Source organism: Fodinicurvata halophila (genome assembly GCF_042651425.1).
In the GTDB taxonomy this organism is placed as follows: domain Bacteria; phylum Pseudomonadota; class Alphaproteobacteria; order Kiloniellales; family DSM-21159; genus Fodinicurvata; species Fodinicurvata halophila.
Genome location: NZ_JBHSCW010000003.1, coordinates 732,775 through 746,442, shown reverse-complemented (window position 1 = coordinate 746,442; position 13,668 = coordinate 732,775). Strand labels below are relative to the sequence as shown.

General features: G+C 62.9%; 13 protein-coding genes. 4 read left to right on the top strand and 9 right to left on the bottom strand.

Features of this window, described 5'->3' with window-relative positions; translation table 11 throughout:
• Positions 1-34 precede the first annotated feature (34 nt).
• Both ACFOW6_RS08315 and ACFOW6_RS08310 read left to right on the top strand, forming a co-directional pair.
• On the top strand, positions 35-1,174 hold the full coding sequence (locus tag ACFOW6_RS08315; RefSeq protein ID WP_382421870.1) for a protein-glutamate methylesterase/protein-glutamine glutaminase: 1,140 nt from the start codon (positions 35-37) through the stop codon (positions 1,172-1,174).
• A complete protein-coding gene (locus tag ACFOW6_RS08310; protein WP_382421869.1) occupies positions 1,171-2,004 on the top strand; it encodes a CheR family methyltransferase in 834 nt (277 codons plus the stop codon). Before ACFOW6_RS08315 ends, ACFOW6_RS08310 begins: the two co-directional genes overlap by 4 nt.
• A gap of 56 nt (positions 2,005-2,060) precedes the next feature.
• Here ACFOW6_RS08310 and ctrA read toward each other — a convergent pair whose 3' ends face one another.
• Complete coding sequence (gene ctrA / locus ACFOW6_RS08305; RefSeq protein WP_382421868.1) at positions 2,061-2,774, bottom strand: response regulator transcription factor CtrA; 714 nt, start codon at positions 2,772-2,774, stop codon at positions 2,061-2,063.
• A 239-nt stretch (positions 2,775-3,013) separates the two neighbouring features.
• Between ctrA and fliI the strand changes: the two genes are divergently transcribed.
• Both fliI and ACFOW6_RS08295 read left to right on the top strand, forming a co-directional pair.
• On the top strand, positions 3,014-4,381 hold the full coding sequence (gene fliI / locus ACFOW6_RS08300; protein WP_382421867.1) for a flagellar protein export ATPase FliI: 1,368 nt from the start codon (positions 3,014-3,016) through the stop codon (positions 4,379-4,381).
• The gene (locus ACFOW6_RS08295) at positions 4,378-4,803 is read left to right on the top strand and encodes a flagellar export protein FliJ (RefSeq protein WP_382421866.1); all 426 of its coding nucleotides are present in this window, start codon (positions 4,378-4,380) and stop codon (positions 4,801-4,803) included. The genes fliI and ACFOW6_RS08295 overlap by 4 nt, the downstream gene beginning before the upstream one ends.
• Positions 4,804-4,845: 42 nt before the next feature.
• Here the strand turns inward: ACFOW6_RS08295 and ACFOW6_RS08290 are convergent, their stop codons facing one another.
• The 8 genes from ACFOW6_RS08290 to ACFOW6_RS08255 are packed head-to-tail and all read right to left on the bottom strand — an operon-like array spanning position 4,846 to position 13,652.
• Entirely contained in the window at positions 4,846-6,237 is a 1,392-nt protein-coding gene (locus ACFOW6_RS08290; protein WP_382421865.1) for a hypothetical protein, read from the bottom strand.
• Positions 6,238-6,243: 6 nt separating this feature from the next.
• Complete coding sequence (locus ACFOW6_RS08285) at positions 6,244-7,023, bottom strand: MinD/ParA family protein (RefSeq protein WP_382422104.1); 780 nt, start codon at positions 7,021-7,023, stop codon at positions 6,244-6,246.
• Positions 7,023-8,000, bottom strand: coding sequence for a flagellar biosynthesis protein FlhF (locus ACFOW6_RS08280; protein ID WP_382421864.1), 978 nt, complete (start codon positions 7,998-8,000; stop codon positions 7,023-7,025). The genes ACFOW6_RS08285 and ACFOW6_RS08280 overlap by 1 nt, the downstream gene beginning before the upstream one ends.
• Before the next feature lie 27 nt (positions 8,001-8,027).
• Positions 8,028-10,157 carry a flagellar biosynthesis protein FlhA gene (gene flhA / locus ACFOW6_RS08275; RefSeq protein WP_382421863.1) on the bottom strand — a complete coding sequence of 710 codons (2,130 nt, stop codon included), beginning with the start codon at positions 10,155-10,157 and terminating at the stop codon, positions 8,028-8,030.
• A gap of 40 nt (positions 10,158-10,197) precedes the next feature.
• Positions 10,198-11,583, bottom strand: a complete 1,386-nt coding sequence (flbD, locus tag ACFOW6_RS08270; RefSeq protein WP_382421862.1) for a sigma-54-dependent transcriptional regulator FlbD — start codon at positions 11,581-11,583, stop codon at positions 10,198-10,200.
• 39 nt (positions 11,584-11,622) lie between these two features.
• Positions 11,623-12,471 carry a motility protein A gene (locus ACFOW6_RS08265; protein ID WP_382421861.1) on the bottom strand — a complete coding sequence of 283 codons (849 nt, stop codon included), beginning with the start codon at positions 12,469-12,471 and terminating at the stop codon, positions 11,623-11,625.
• A 38-nt stretch (positions 12,472-12,509) separates the two neighbouring features.
• Complete coding sequence (gene fliN / locus ACFOW6_RS08260; protein ID WP_382421860.1) at positions 12,510-12,866, bottom strand: flagellar motor switch protein FliN; 357 nt, start codon at positions 12,864-12,866, stop codon at positions 12,510-12,512.
• A gap of 3 nt (positions 12,867-12,869) precedes the next feature.
• The gene (locus ACFOW6_RS08255; protein WP_382421859.1) at positions 12,870-13,652 is read right to left on the bottom strand and encodes a hypothetical protein; all 783 of its coding nucleotides are present in this window, start codon (positions 13,650-13,652) and stop codon (positions 12,870-12,872) included.
• Between the last annotated feature and the right edge of the window lie 16 nt (positions 13,653-13,668).

Sequence of the window (13,668 nt, the reverse complement as noted above, 5' to 3'; positions counted from 1 at the left end):
CTTCCTGCCTCGACTGCGCGCTGCGGAGGGGAACATGACCGGTCAGACACTCTCTTCGCGGCGGTACCGCGTCATGGTTGTCGACGATTCGGCGGTAATTCGCGGTTTGCTGACCCGTACGCTGGAAGAAGATCACGATATCCAGGTCACGGCTTCGGTTTCCAACGGCCAGATGGCATTGAATTCGCTGGCGCGTGAGCCGGTCGACGTGGTCGTCCTGGATATCGAGATGCCGGTGATGGATGGCCTGACTGCCCTGCCGAAGATCCTCGAGGCTTCGCCGAGGACCAAGGTCATCATGGCATCGACCCTGACCCGCAAGAACGCGGATGTCAGCCTGCAGGCCATGCGGGCCGGGGCCGCGGATTACATTGCCAAGCCTACGTCCAGTCTGGGACATCAATCCGCCGCCGACTTTCGTCGGGAACTGCGGACCAAGGTCAAGGCGTTGGCCGAAGCCGGGCGGAAGGAGCCTTCAGCTCCCACCCCGCGCCAGCCCGAAGCCCGCCGTGAGCAGCCGGCCGCCAGAGCAACCGCAGCCCCGACGCGGCCAAGCGACATGAACCTCCGTCCGCTTGGCGGCATGCCTCCGCGTGTGCTGGCGATTGGAAGTTCGACAGGTGGGCCGCAGGCCCTGTTCAAGGTGCTGGGGGACCTGCGCGGCGTGCTACGCGACCTGCCTGTCCTGATCACGCAGCACATGCCGGCCACCTTCACCACACTGCTGGCGGAACACCTGGCGCGCGTTTCGGGCCTGCCTTGCAAGGAAGGCGAAAACGACGCGCCCTTGCAGCCTGGCCATATCCATGTGGCACCGGGTGGGTATCACATGATGGCCGTCAGGAACGGTGCGGACAAACCTGTCATTCGCCTGACCGAGGAACCGCCGGAGAATTTCTGCCGCCCTTCCGTGAATCCGATGCTGCGCAGCCTGTCCGACATCTATGGGGCGCGCACGCTCGTGCTCATCCTGACCGGGATGGGGTCCGACGGGCTGGCTGGAGCGGAGAAGGTGGTGGCGAATGGAGGCACCGTGATTGCCCAGGATGAGGCGAGCTCGGTTGTCTGGGGCATGCCGGGGGCCGTGGCGGGCAGGGGACTATGCTCTGCCGTGCTTCCGCTCATGCAGATCGCGCCCTATCTGCGCGACAATATTCTGAGGACAGCGGCATGAAGCCCGATGATTTCGATTTCCTTTCCAGGTTCCTGAAGGACTCCTCCGGCCTGGTGCTGGGGGCGGAGAAGAGCTATCTGCTGGAAAGCCGTCTGACGCCACTGGTGCGCAAGTGGAAGTTGAAGGATCTCGACGACCTGGTGGGGGAGACCCGCAAGACCGGCAACAAGGAACTGCGCCGCGACGTGGTCGAAGCCATGACCACCAACGAGTCGTTCTTCTTTCGGGATAGCCGGCCTTTCGACCAGTTCCGGGATATCGTCCTGCCGCATCTCCTCAAGGCGCGGGCGTCGAGCCGCAGGATCCGTATTCTTTGTGCCGCCTGTTCCTCGGGGCAGGAACCCTATTCCCTGGCGATGCTGCTTGAGGAAAGCAGGCTGGACCTAAAGGATTGGCAGATCGACATTATCGGCACCGACATTTCCACCGAGATGTTGGACAAGGCGAGAAAGGGTCTCTACAGCCAGTTCGAGGTGCAGCGTGGGCTGCCCGTGAAGCTGCTGGTGAAGTACTTCGAACAGGTCGGGGATCGCTGGCAGATCGCATCGCGTTTGCGCGAGCGTATCCAGTACCGATACTCGAACCTGCTGGAGGACACCTCGGAGCTGGGCCGTTTCGATGTGATCTTCCTGAGGAATGTCCTGATCTATTTTGACCAGCAAACCAAAACGGACGTGCTTGGCCGTATCTCACGCCAGTTGGCGCCGGACGGGTTCCTGTACCTAGGTGGTGCGGAAACCGTTCTGGGGGTTTCGGATCGCTTGGCGCTCATGCCCGGCCAGAGGGGTATCTACTGCCTGAAGGAAGCGGCCAAGGCCGCTGTCGGCTAAGACGCCGCAAGCGCTCAACAGGTCTCCGGACAGGAGACCTGTTGAGACAGCGTAAGTCAGGCGCTGGCCAGCTGGCGCGTGTTCGCGGTTTCCTCGGCGGGCTCGCGAAGGACGTAACCGCGGCCCCAGACGGTCTCGATGTAGTTCTCGCCATCGGTGGCGTTTGTCAACTTCTTGCGCAGCTTGCACACGAACACGTCGATGATCTTGAGTTCCGGCTCGTCGATGCCGCCATAGAGATGGTTGAGGAACATCTCCTTGGTCAGGGTGGTCCCCTTGCGAAGGGAGAGCAGTTCCAGGATGCCGTATTCCTTGCCCGTCAGGTGCAGGGGCTGGCCATCCACTTCCACGGTCCGACTGTCCAGATTCACGCTCAGGCGGCCGGTGCGAATAATGGAATCGGAATGTCCCTTGGACCGCCGGACGATCGCCTGGATACGTGCGATCAGTTCGGTCTTGTGGAAGGGCTTGGTGATATAGTCGTCGGCGCCGAAGCCGAGGCCCTTGATCTTGTCATCCAGGCTATTGAGCCCGGAGAGGATGAGAATTGGCGTGTTGACCTTGGAAGAGCGCAGTCGGCGCAGGACCTCATAGCCATCCATGTCCGGCAGCATGAGATCGAGAACGATGATATCGTAATCATAGAGCTTGCCGATCTCCAGGCCGTCTTCCCCTAGCTCTGTAACGTCGCAGACGTATCCGTCAGTGCGCAGCATCATCTCGATACTGCGCGCGAGATTATTGTCGTCTTCAACCAAAAGAACCCGCATTTCTGGCTCCCCCAAATTCGCTTCTGCGTTGGTATATTAACCATTGTGACCAATTTGGGTTAACAATTCATTACCCGGAATCGCGATTTTTTTGACCGCACGATCCAGCGGCTATCCTTCTGGAGTCTGCGTGGAGCCGAAATCGCGCGGTACTTTACCGAAACTTAAGTTTCCAAGACGCAAAATGGCCCGAACGCAACGAACGATTCCTGCTCTTTTCCGGATATAAAGCGCTCCTCATGCAAGATTCGATTGAGTCCTTCTTTTCTGAGTTAAATCAGATACCTGAAAGTCGTTCTTATGGCCGAGTCTCGGGTGTTCAGGGCATGATGCTCGAGGTGTCGGGGCTCGAACGGGACCTGTCCATCGGGTCCCGGTGCGACGTGATCGGCCGTGGCAACACCCGGGTAACCTGTGAGGTTGTCGGATTCCGCGAAGCCCGTGCGCTCCTGTTGCCCTTCGGATCCCTGGAGGGGATCGGCATGGGCTGCAAGGCGGAACTGGCGGCGACCGAACCCATGGTGTGGCCCAGCAATGCCTGGCTGGGGCGTGTGGTTAACGCTCTTGGAGAACCGATTGACGGCAAGGGCCCCATCGCGTCCGGACAGTCTCCCTATGGGCTTCGCAGCGCACCGCCGCCGGCCCATGAACGTCGGCGTGTGGGACACAAACTGGATCTGGGAGTCCGAGCGCTCAACACCTTCCAGACATGCTGTCAGGGACAGCGCATGGGAATCTTCGCCGGATCCGGCGTTGGCAAATCCGTCCTGCTTTCCATGCTGGCCCGCTATACAACCTCGGACGTGAACGTGATCGGGCTGATTGGCGAGCGTGGCCGGGAAGTCCAGGAATGGCTGGAGGACGACCTGGGACCGGAAGGTCTGGCCCGCTCCGTCGTCGTGGTTGCCACCTCCGATGAGGCGCCGCTCATGCGCCGCCAGGCAGCCTACCTGACCCTGGCATTGTCGGAATTCTATCGCGACCAGGGACAGGAAGTCCTTTGCCTGATGGATTCCGTGACCCGCTTTGCCATGGCCATGCGTGAAATCGGTCTCTCGGCGGGCGAGCCGCCGGCCAGCAAGGGCTATACCCCAAGTGTTTTTGCCGAACTGCCCCGGTTGCTCGAACGTGCCGGGCCGGGAGGCGGCAAGCAGGGCTCGATCACCGGACTGTTTACTGTTCTCGTCGAAGGCGACGATCACAACGAGCCTGTCGCCGATGCGGTACGTGGCATCCTGGACGGCCATATCGTGCTGGAGCGCGCCATCGCCGAACGCGGGCGCTATCCCGCGATCAACATCCTGCGCAGCATTTCGCGGACCATGCCTGCCTGCAACACGGCGGACGAGGAGAAAATCGTCAATCGGGCGCGCCGCCTGCTGGCAACCTATGAGGATATGGCGGAACTGATCCGCCTGGGCGCTTATCGCAGGGGAAGCGATGCCGGCATCGACGAGGCGATCTATTACTATGATCGTATCGAGGAATTCCTGAAGCAGAGCAAGAATGAGCGTACCAACCTCGAGACAGGATATGCTGAGCTGGCGGAGCTGCTTGACGAGTCCTGGCCCCTGTCGGATGCGTCTGGTCAGGAGGATAGGGCGTGAACGGTCTTGAAAATCTGGTTCGCCTGAAACGCTGGAAACTGGATGAGCAGCGCCGGGCTCTGGCCGACCTGGAGGCGCTGGAAGAGAAGCTGCGCCATGACCTGGAGCGCCTGGAGGAAGAAATCGCCCAGGAAAAGAGTGCCGCCAATGCAGACGAAGAGGGCAGTCGGATTTTCCCCTTCTATGCCGCGACTGCCCTCAAGCGGCGCGATCGCCTGTGGGAATCGCTCAACAAGGTCAGTGCCGAAACGCTGCAGGCACGCGATTTTGTCGCGGACGCTTTCGAAGAGTTGAAGCGCTATGAGCAGACGTTGGAGAACATGGCCCAACGCCGTCGCGACAGTCTCCGCAAGCGCGAACAGAAGGAAATGGACGAGATCGGCCTGCGACTTCACCGCCAGCGCAGCGGCCCGGGAAAATGACGGCTGTTTCCCCGGTCTGTGGCGAACTGAAACGCAACGGGGTCAGGCGGAGACGTGCCCCTTGAGAGCATCTCCCGGCGGGGGCAGCGGGGACCAATCCGAGCCGGCATGGAAGGACAGCCGGCTTTCCAGCCCACTGGTTGCTCCGGCGGCCAGGAGGACCTCGTTCAGGCTGTCCTGCAGGCCCGGGTCCAGAGGGGTCCGGCTGCGCAGAATCACGTCAAAGCTCTGGCGCGCCAGCAGGCCGTCCAGTTGCAACGGGCCAAGCGCCTCGAAATCGATGTCCAGGACGAAGCGCGCCGGCTGAGCCGCTTCCGTGGGCTGCCCCTTGTTGCTCTCTTCACCACGCACATGCAGGCGGAGATAGGTCACCTGTCGTTCATCGAGCAGGGGGATGAGGAAGAAGCGCCACCCTTCGGAATCGCTCTTCGCGGACAGTTGGCGCAACCACTCGACATCGTGCCCGAGACGTTCGGACAATTCGGAGGCCTTGTGCGGTTCCTGGGGCAGGAGGCGGAAGAGAGCCGAGAGCCAGCCGGGATTCGAGCTGTTCTGTTTCAGGCCTGCAAGGAACCCTGCGATATCGCCCGCCAGGCCAGGACCTGGCTGCGGGAGTCCCGTGCGAGCTCTCACCTCGCCGGTGCCATGGTGTAGCAAGGCGGCGAGTGCAGGCCAGCTGTTGAACGACATCGCGGCGGGCCCCTGGCCCGAGAGCGTGCCGCTGCTTCCGCTGAGCGCGAGCAGGAGCAGTGTCCCGGACGGCAGGTTGGGCAGCTGGTTGACGCGCAACACGCCCGCGTCGGTTCGAACCAGGGATTGTCCGTTTGGCGTCTGTTCGACAAGTCGGCCCTTGGCAAACTGCTCTGCCGAGGTGAATTCACGTGGAAGCGTGCGCACAACCTCATCGAGGTCCTGGCCTGGATTGAGGCGCAGAACCCGCAAGAGCAGGGCCGTTCCCGACGCCGGCAGCTCCGTGCCTCCGGCAGGGAGGGGGCTTCGGGCCTCCACCATTCCGGAGTAGAGATGACCCAGGCTGAAACTGTCTTCCTGGATCGGAACAGGCAGGGTGGATGCCGGCGGATGCGGCTGGGTCGTTTGGACGGCGGTCCGGAAAGTTTGGTTGCGGGGACTTTCCGCTTTCCGATCGGGAAAGACCATGACGGACAGTTCAGTCCCGATATGGCGGATCTGGATGGTAACGCGTGTTCCGGGCGCCGGCGCCTTTGCCATGCGCAGGGTCAGTGTACCCTGTTCAGTCCGAACCTGGATCTGGCCGGGCGTATCGGATGCCAGCACCACGCCCTTCAGGCTGTGACCAACGACCAGCTGCAGCATCTGGGGTGGGGGATTCATGACCTGGGCGGGCGCACCTCCGGCTCCGAGAACCGCGGCGGGTCCTCCGGAGATGCGACTGGGTCCGCCCAGGTCGCTCATGTCAGCCTAGGTGGCCAGCTTGCGGGCCAGGTCGATGACGTCCTTGGCCGCATGCGTGTCGGGGTGGCGCTGCAACAGGGGCACCTGAGCCCGGATCGCCTCCCGCACCTTGGCATCCTTGCGGATGATTCCGGCCAGCGGCGGCGTGATCTTCAGGAAGTTTTCGCAGGCCTTGCGCAGCGTGTTGTAGGTTCGCTCGCCATCGCTGGTCGAATCCGCCATGTTGACCACGACAGAGATTTCCGTGGCGCTGTTCTGCAGCTTGCTGAGCTTGATGAAGGCATAGGCATCGGTCAGCGAGGTGGGCTCGTCCGTGGTCACCACCAGGCATCGCGAGGCCCGGCTGGCCAGGTAGCGCACCGTTCGTTCCACGCCGGCACCCAGGTCCAGGATAACGCGGTCATACTGGGCCGCGTGCTCGACCAGCCGCGAGCAGAGCAACATCAGCTTGTCGGTGCCGAGGGTTGCCAGGTTGCCGGAGCCGGAGCGGCCGGCAATGACATCGAAGCCTCCGAGGTCGTAGCGGCTGACGGCCACATCCATGGCGTAACGGCCGGCCAGGAAGCCGCCAAGATCCTTTTCCGGCGACAGGCCGAGCTGGACGTCCACGTTGGCCAGACCCAGGTCGCCATCGAACAACAGGGTCTTCTGGTTCTGGCGTGCAAAGGCATGCGAGAGCGTGGAGGCGAACCAGGTCTTGCCGACGCCTCCCTTTCCGGATGCGATCGCAATCATGTTCTTCCCGCTCTGGCGGGGGGCAGAGGAAGGATCGGTGACAACCTGCATCATGATGCTGTTCCTGTCGGTAGGGATTGCAGATCGGCTTCCATGTCGGGGAGCAGGAGCCGTGCCAGGGAAAGGGGACTTAGGCCGGTCAGGCCACTGCCGATGGAGGGGCCGATGCCGGCTCCCATGAGGGAAAGCTCGCCGGCCACACTGGCAGCCAACAGGCCCCCGTAGCGTCGGGCCGTGTCGATGCGTGAGGCAATCAGGTAGCGTGCGCCGATGGCGGAAAAGGCCTGGGCTATTTCCGCGTTCTCCAGCGAGTCACCGCCGGCCGGCAGCACCAGGACCACCTCGGCCCCGGACGCTTCGCGCAATTCCATCAGTTCGGTGCATTCCTGGTCGTCGAAAGGATTGACGCCGATGGTGTCGATCAGGATGCCATGATCGGCCGGGCAGTCGGTGACGGCCTGGAGCAGGCTGTCGGGATCGTTGGCGCGGCGTAGGGGCGTCTTGAGCGCCTTGGCGTAGGTTTCCGCCTGCTCGCGCGCGCCGGCACTTTCATGATCCAGGGTGATGAAGATGCTCTTGCGTCCGTTCAACAGGCGGCGGGCACAGAGTTTGGCCGTGGTCGAGGTCTTCCCGGCGCCGGGAGGGCCAACCAGGATATAGGTGCGTCCGCGGTTTCCGGAGTCTCCCGGCATCGCAGCAAAGCGCAGCGTTTCCTCGAATGCGCCGGCCAGGGCCAGGTCGGGGGAGAGACCGGCCACGTCTCCCGCCGCTGCCAGGAAGTGTTCCTGCAGATCGTCGGGCAGACGATGATAGGAGAAGGCCTCCTGGAAGGTCTGGGCGGTCCGGGCCGCGGCCCCGAGGGAAGTGGAGAGGCTGTCGTCCGGATCGCTGTCCACGGCCGCTGTAACGCGCACGCGTCCGTCCTTCATCTCTTCGGTGGACAGGATGGCGGCCTCGGGCCCCAGCAATTGGCGCACCTCTTCCATGGCCTCCGGCAAACTGCCCGCTGTGAAAGTGCGCATTCGCATGATGAGGGCGCTCCCGAAATCCGTTCGTTACAGCTGACCCAGGGTGCGGATCTTCGCCTTGGGATGAATCTCGTTCTGGGACAGGACGGCCGTGGTGGGGCGGACCCTTTCCACGATCGAGCGCACATAGGGGCGCACTTTGGGTGAGGTCAGCAGGGCAGGCGTTTCTCCCTGCATGGCAAAGCGTTCGAAGGACTTGCGCATGGTGGCGATGAATTCCTGGAGCTGTGAAGGCGCCATGGACAGCTGTCGGTCCTCGCCGTCACCTGTCAAGGATTCAGCGAAGGCCTGTTCCCAGTCCGGGGACAGGGTGACCAAGGGAACGATGCCGTCCTGGTTGGTATTGCTGCTGGAGATCTGCCGCGCCAGGCGGGCCCGCACGTGCTCGGTAATGGCGGTGACCTGTCTCGTGTAGCCGCAGGCTTCGGAGATTCCCTCGAGGATGGCCGGAAGGTCGCGAATGGAGACGCGTTCGGCCAGCAGGTTCTGCAGCACACGCTGGATGCCGCCCACGGAAATCTGGGCCGGCACCAGGTCGGAGACCAGCTTCTGGTCCGGCAGGTCCAGGTTGTCCAGGAGTTTCTGCGTTTCGGCATGCGAGAGCAGTTCCGAGGTGTTGTCCTTGATGATCTCGGTCATGTGCGTGGTGATCACGGTCTGCGGGTCGACCACGGTGTAGCCGCGGAACAGGGCTTCCTCGCGCGAGCTCGGGTCCACCCACATGGCGGGCAAGCCGAAGGTCGGCTCGCGCGTTTCCTCGCCGGCGAGCGGGATGCTCTCGCCCTTGGGGTCCATGATCAGCAGCATGTTGGGGCGCAGGTCTCCGCGGCCCACTTCGACTTCCTTCAGCTTGATCGCGTAATTGTTGGCCGGCAGCTGCAGATTGTCCTGGATGCGCACGGACGGTAGGACAAACCCCAGTTCCTGCGCCAGTTGGCGGCGCAGGGCCTTGATCTGCTCGGTCAGCTTCGAGCCCCCTTCGTTGGACAGCAGGGGCAGCAGTCCGTATCCCAGCTCCAGGCGGATCTGGTCCATCGCCAGGCTGTTGCTGATGGGTTCCTCGGCCACCGGGACGCTTTCCGTGGCCTGGCGTTCCTCATCGATCGCCAGTTGGGCGATGCGCTCGTGCTTGCGGGTGGTCAGCCAGGCGGCGGTGCCGGTCAGGATGGACAGAAGCACGAAGGGCAGGAAGGGAATGCCCGGCAGCAGCGCCAGGGCCAGCGTCAGGAAGCAGGACAGGCCCAGCGCTTTGGGGTAGCCGCTCAACTGGCTGAATATGGCCTTGTCGGCGCTTTCGGTCGAGGCAACCTTGGAAATCAGCAAGCCGGCGGCCGTCGAGACGATGAGCGCCGGAATCTGCGAGACCAGGCCGTCGCCCACGGTCAACACAGTATAGCTTTCGGCGGCTTCCCCGAAGCTCAGCCCCATCTGAGCCACGCCGATGACGATGCCGCCGATCACGTTGATGAAGGTGATCAGCAGGCCGGCGATGGCATCGCCGCGCACGAACTTTGCGGCACCGTCCATGGCCCCGAAGAAGTTGCTTTCGTTCTCCAGCTCCTTGCGGCGATCACGGGCCTGGTGCTCGTCGATCAGGCCCGAGGAGAGGTCGGAATCGATCGCCATCTGCTTGCCGGGCATGGCGTCCAGGGAGAAGCGAGCCGAAACTTCCGCTATGCGTCCGGAGCCCTTGGTGATCACCACGAAGTTCACGATGATCAGGATGGCGAAGACGATGATGCCGATAACGAAGTTGCCGCTCATCACGAAGTTGCCGAAGGCCTGGATGACCTGGCCGGCGGCATCCGTCCCTTCGTGTCCGTGGGCCAGGATCAGGCGGGTCGAGGCCAGGTTGAGCGACAGGCGCAGCATGGTCGCGATCAGCAGAACCGTGGGGAAGGACGAGAACTCCAGGGCCTTGCCGATGAACAGCGCCGTCATCAGGATCAGCACCGAATAGGTCATGGAGATCGCAAGGCTGATGTCCAGCATCCAGCTGGGCAGCGGCAGGATCAGCACGACCAGGATACAGACAACCCCCAGCGCCAGGGCGATCTCGCCACGACGGACGGTATCGTTCAGGCGTTGCCAGAGACCGGCAGCATTGAAACCGCCTTGCTGTCCGGAAGTGCTGCCGGTTTCGGAGTTGTCCGACACGTTCAGAGTCCCCGCATCAAGATGTTGTTGGGTTCAGTGATCACAGGAACGAGGTTCGCGGCTCGGCGTCCCCCGGCAGGGGAACCTGGAAGCCTTCCTCGTTGTACTGCTTCAGCTTGTTGCGCAGGGTCCGGATCGAGATCCCCAGGATGTTGGCGGCATGGGTCCTGTTGCCCAGGCAGTGCTGCAGGGTGTCGATGATCAGGTCGCGCTCGACCTCGGCCACCGTCCGGCCCACCAGCTGTGTGCCATCCTCCTGGCTGCCGGCTGCGGCCTCGGCCTTGCCGACGGCCCTGGAGACATCGGATCTTTCCTGCATCGGGCTCTGGCTGCCAGTCAACAGGATGGCGTCCGGGGTGATTGTTCCGTCACTGGCCAGCAGCACGGCGCGATGCATGGTGTTCTCCAGTTCGCGGACATTGCCGCGCCAGCTGTGCTGCTTGAGCAGATCCATCGCTTCCGCGCTCATGCCCGGCACGTCGACGCCGTTGGCCTTGGCGTACTTCTGGACGAAATGGTCGGCAAGCGCCGCAATGTCCGCGTGGCGCTGACGCAGCGGCGGCAGTTCCAGGTTGACCACGTTCAGGCGATAATAGAGGTCCTCGCGAAAATCTCCCTTGCGAACGGCCTCTTCCATGTCCCGGTTCGAGGTGGCCAGCAGGCGGATGTTCACCTTGATCGGCTGAGTACTGCCGACGCGGTCGATCTCGCGCTCCTGGATGGCGCGCAGCAGCTTGGCCTGCAGGCGCGGGTGCATCTCGGTGATTTCGTCGAGCAGCAGGGTGCCGTTGTTGGCTTCCTCGAACTTGCCGATGCGCCTGGCGACGGCGCCGGTGAAGGCGCCCTTCTCATGCCCGAAGAGTTCGCTTTCCAGCAGGTTTTCCGGAATCGCCGCGCAGTTCACGGACACGAAGCTTTTGGCCGCACGCTTGGACTTGGAATGGATATAGCGGGCCATGACTTCCTTGCCGGTCCCGGATTCACCGGTGATCAGCACACTGGCATCGGAGCCGGCCACCTGGTCGGCCAGCTTGAGCGACTTTGCCATGACCGGATCGCGATAGATGAAACTGGTGGTCTCCTCCGTCACGGCGGCCAGCACCGCGGCGATCATCTCGGGATCGGGGGGCAGGGGAACGAATTCCTTGGCCCCGGCCTTGATGGCCGCCGCCGCCTGTTGCGCCGACGTCTGGATGCCGCAGGCCACGACGGTGACCGATATGCGCTCCTGTTCCAGAGCTGCAACCAACCGGCCGATGTCGTGGGCGATGTCGACCATCAGGAGTTCGGCACCCTTGCCGCCCCGCAGGCTTTCCAAGGCGCTTTCCACGGAATCCACCTGTGTCACCTTGGCGCCCCGGTCGAGGGCAATCTTTCCGGCCGTGGCAATGTGCCCGTTCATGGAGCCGATGATTAACAGCCGCATCTTTTTTCTCCGTACTCTCGTGTCAGGTCCGGGTCGCGCTCAATCGAAATAGCGGACGCGCTCGGAGGGGGGTAAAATGGAATTCAGGGCAACCTCGAGACGCCGCGGGTTCTCCTGGCGTCCGATCGAGGCGGTGCCCATGGCATAGATCTGGTTGACCTGTGCCTCGACATCGGCGTTGCGTTCCAGCTTGCTGGCCAGCGGCGTGAAGACCATGTTGGCCAGCACAGCGCCGTAGAAGGTGGTTAGCAGGGCAACGGCCATGGCCGGTCCGATGGTGCTGGGATCCTCCAGGCGACCCAGCATCTGGACCAGGCCGATCAGCGTTCCGATCAGGCCCATGGCGGGGGCGACCTCGCCGGCACGGCGCAGGATGCCGGCCGACTTCATGTGGCGCTGCATGGTCGCATACACTTCACGCTCCAGGATCCGGGCGACGTCGTCGGCCGGAATGCCGTCGACGACCAGGGAGATCGCCTTGTGCAGAAAGGGGGTATTGCGCAAGTTCTGCATGTGCTTCTGGAGTTCCAGGACACTTCCCTGCTTGCGGGCCACGTCGGCCAGCGAGAGGATCTGCATGGCGGCGTCAGACGGCTGTTGCTGGCGGTAGGCAATGGCACGCAGCATGACGCTCTGGGCACGAACGACCTCTTTCAGCGTGTAGGAGATGCTGGTCACCATGAAGGTGCCGCCCAGCACGATCAGCATGGCCGGAATGTCGATGAAGGATCCCAGGGATCCTCCGAGGATCATGGCCGAGGTAATCAGGATAAAGCCGCCCGCCACACCCAGCAGGGTCGCGAAATCCAGTGTCACCCCGGCCTGGATCGGCCTGGGGGCTGGGGACGCCTGTTGTCCTGTGGAATTTGCGGCACTTGCGTTGGCCATTCATTCTACTCCCGGGAGCCTGCCTGGCAGACGCCTTACTAAGACCTGTCCGACTTGATGATCTCGGTCATGGTCACGCCCAGTCGATCCTCCATGACGACGACCTCGCCACGGGCTACAAGCCGGTTGTTCACATAGATCTCGATGGCCTCGCCGACCTTGCGGTCCAGCTCCACGACGGCGCCGCGGCCCAGCTTGAGCAGCTGGCTGACCTGCATGTTGGCCTTGCCGAGTACGGCCGAGACCTGGACCGGAATGTCATAGACGGCCTCCAGGTCCTGTGCGCTGGTCGGGGCGGCGATTTTCGACTCCTCGAGCAGGCCGTTCTCTTCGCCGGTGTTCACCGCGTCCTCGTTGTCCATGTTCTCGAGATCGAAGTTCTCTTTCTGTGACATTGGTCAGTTCCTTTCCTCTGCGGAGACGGGCTCCGCATCCTGAGTGTCGCTTTCTGGAGTGGGAAAAACCTCTGCGTCGCTGTCGGGCTCGGACTCCGGGATCTCCGGGGACGGTTCGACCTCGCTGTCCTCGACAGTCGGAACGAGAGTCTTCTCGATCAGTTCGCCGATATCCTGCCAGGCCCGTTCGCTGTCACGCTCGATGCCGCCGTCCGCCCATTCGATGCGGATATCGCCGGGCCGGATGTCCTGTTCCGCCAGCAACACGGTTTTTCCCTCGAATCCGGCGTTCTCCTTGATCTGTTCCATCTGGCTGCGCAGGTCGTCCAGCTGGCTGTCGTGAACCCGGATCACGATACGCGGCTCTTCCATCAATCGGGTGAGACTGCTTTCCAGGAGTCCGCGGATCTCCTGATCGCCCTGGCGTTCCACCAGCCGCGGGAAGAGCTTCTGGATCACCAGGATGCCCGCCCGCACGGCGTCGCCGTGGGCACGCTCCAGGGACGCCTTGATCTCGGGCTCCAGCCGGGAGAGCTGCTCGCCGATCTGCCTGAGACTCGCGCTCAGGCTTTCCTCGCTTTGCCGGGCATGCTCTTCCTGGGCCTGGCTGCGACCGTCCTGCAGTCCGGCTTCGTAGGCTTCCTGACGGGCTTCGGCCAGCTCGTCCTCGCCGTAGATCGGCTGTGGGGCGACCTCCTCCTCGACCTGCTCCTCATCGCCCGGCAGCTCAGGCTGAGCCGGGGCGTCGAAGTTCGTCTCGAAGAGGAATTTGCGTACCGCTGTCATTGGCGTGATCCCCGGC

Coding starts and splice junctions, on each gene's coding strand:
- fliN (WP_382421860.1), bottom strand. CDS start 12,866: ATGTCACAGAAAGAGAACTTCGATCTCGAGAACATGGACAACGAGGAC.
- ACFOW6_RS08310 (WP_382421869.1), top strand. CDS start 1,171: ATGAAGCCCGATGATTTCGATTTCCTTTCCAGGTTCCTGAAGGACTCC.
- ACFOW6_RS08315 (WP_382421870.1), top strand. CDS start 35: ATGACCGGTCAGACACTCTCTTCGCGGCGGTACCGCGTCATGGTTGTC.
- ctrA (WP_382421868.1), bottom strand. CDS start 2,774: ATGCGGGTTCTTTTGGTTGAAGACGACAATAATCTCGCGCGCAGTATC.
- ACFOW6_RS08290 (WP_382421865.1), bottom strand. CDS start 6,237: ATGAGCGACCTGGGCGGACCCAGTCGCATCTCCGGAGGACCCGCCGCG.
- ACFOW6_RS08265 (WP_382421861.1), bottom strand. CDS start 12,471: ATGGCCAACGCAAGTGCCGCAAATTCCACAGGACAACAGGCGTCCCCA.
- ACFOW6_RS08255 (WP_382421859.1), bottom strand. CDS start 13,652: ATGACAGCGGTACGCAAATTCCTCTTCGAGACGAACTTCGACGCCCCG.
- ACFOW6_RS08280 (WP_382421864.1), bottom strand. CDS start 8,000: ATGCGAATGCGCACTTTCACAGCGGGCAGTTTGCCGGAGGCCATGGAA.
- fliI (WP_382421867.1), top strand. CDS start 3,014: ATGCAAGATTCGATTGAGTCCTTCTTTTCTGAGTTAAATCAGATACCT.
- ACFOW6_RS08285 (WP_382422104.1), bottom strand. CDS start 7,023: ATGCAGGTTGTCACCGATCCTTCCTCTGCCCCCCGCCAGAGCGGGAAG.
- flbD (WP_382421862.1), bottom strand. CDS start 11,583: ATGCGGCTGTTAATCATCGGCTCCATGAACGGGCACATTGCCACGGCC.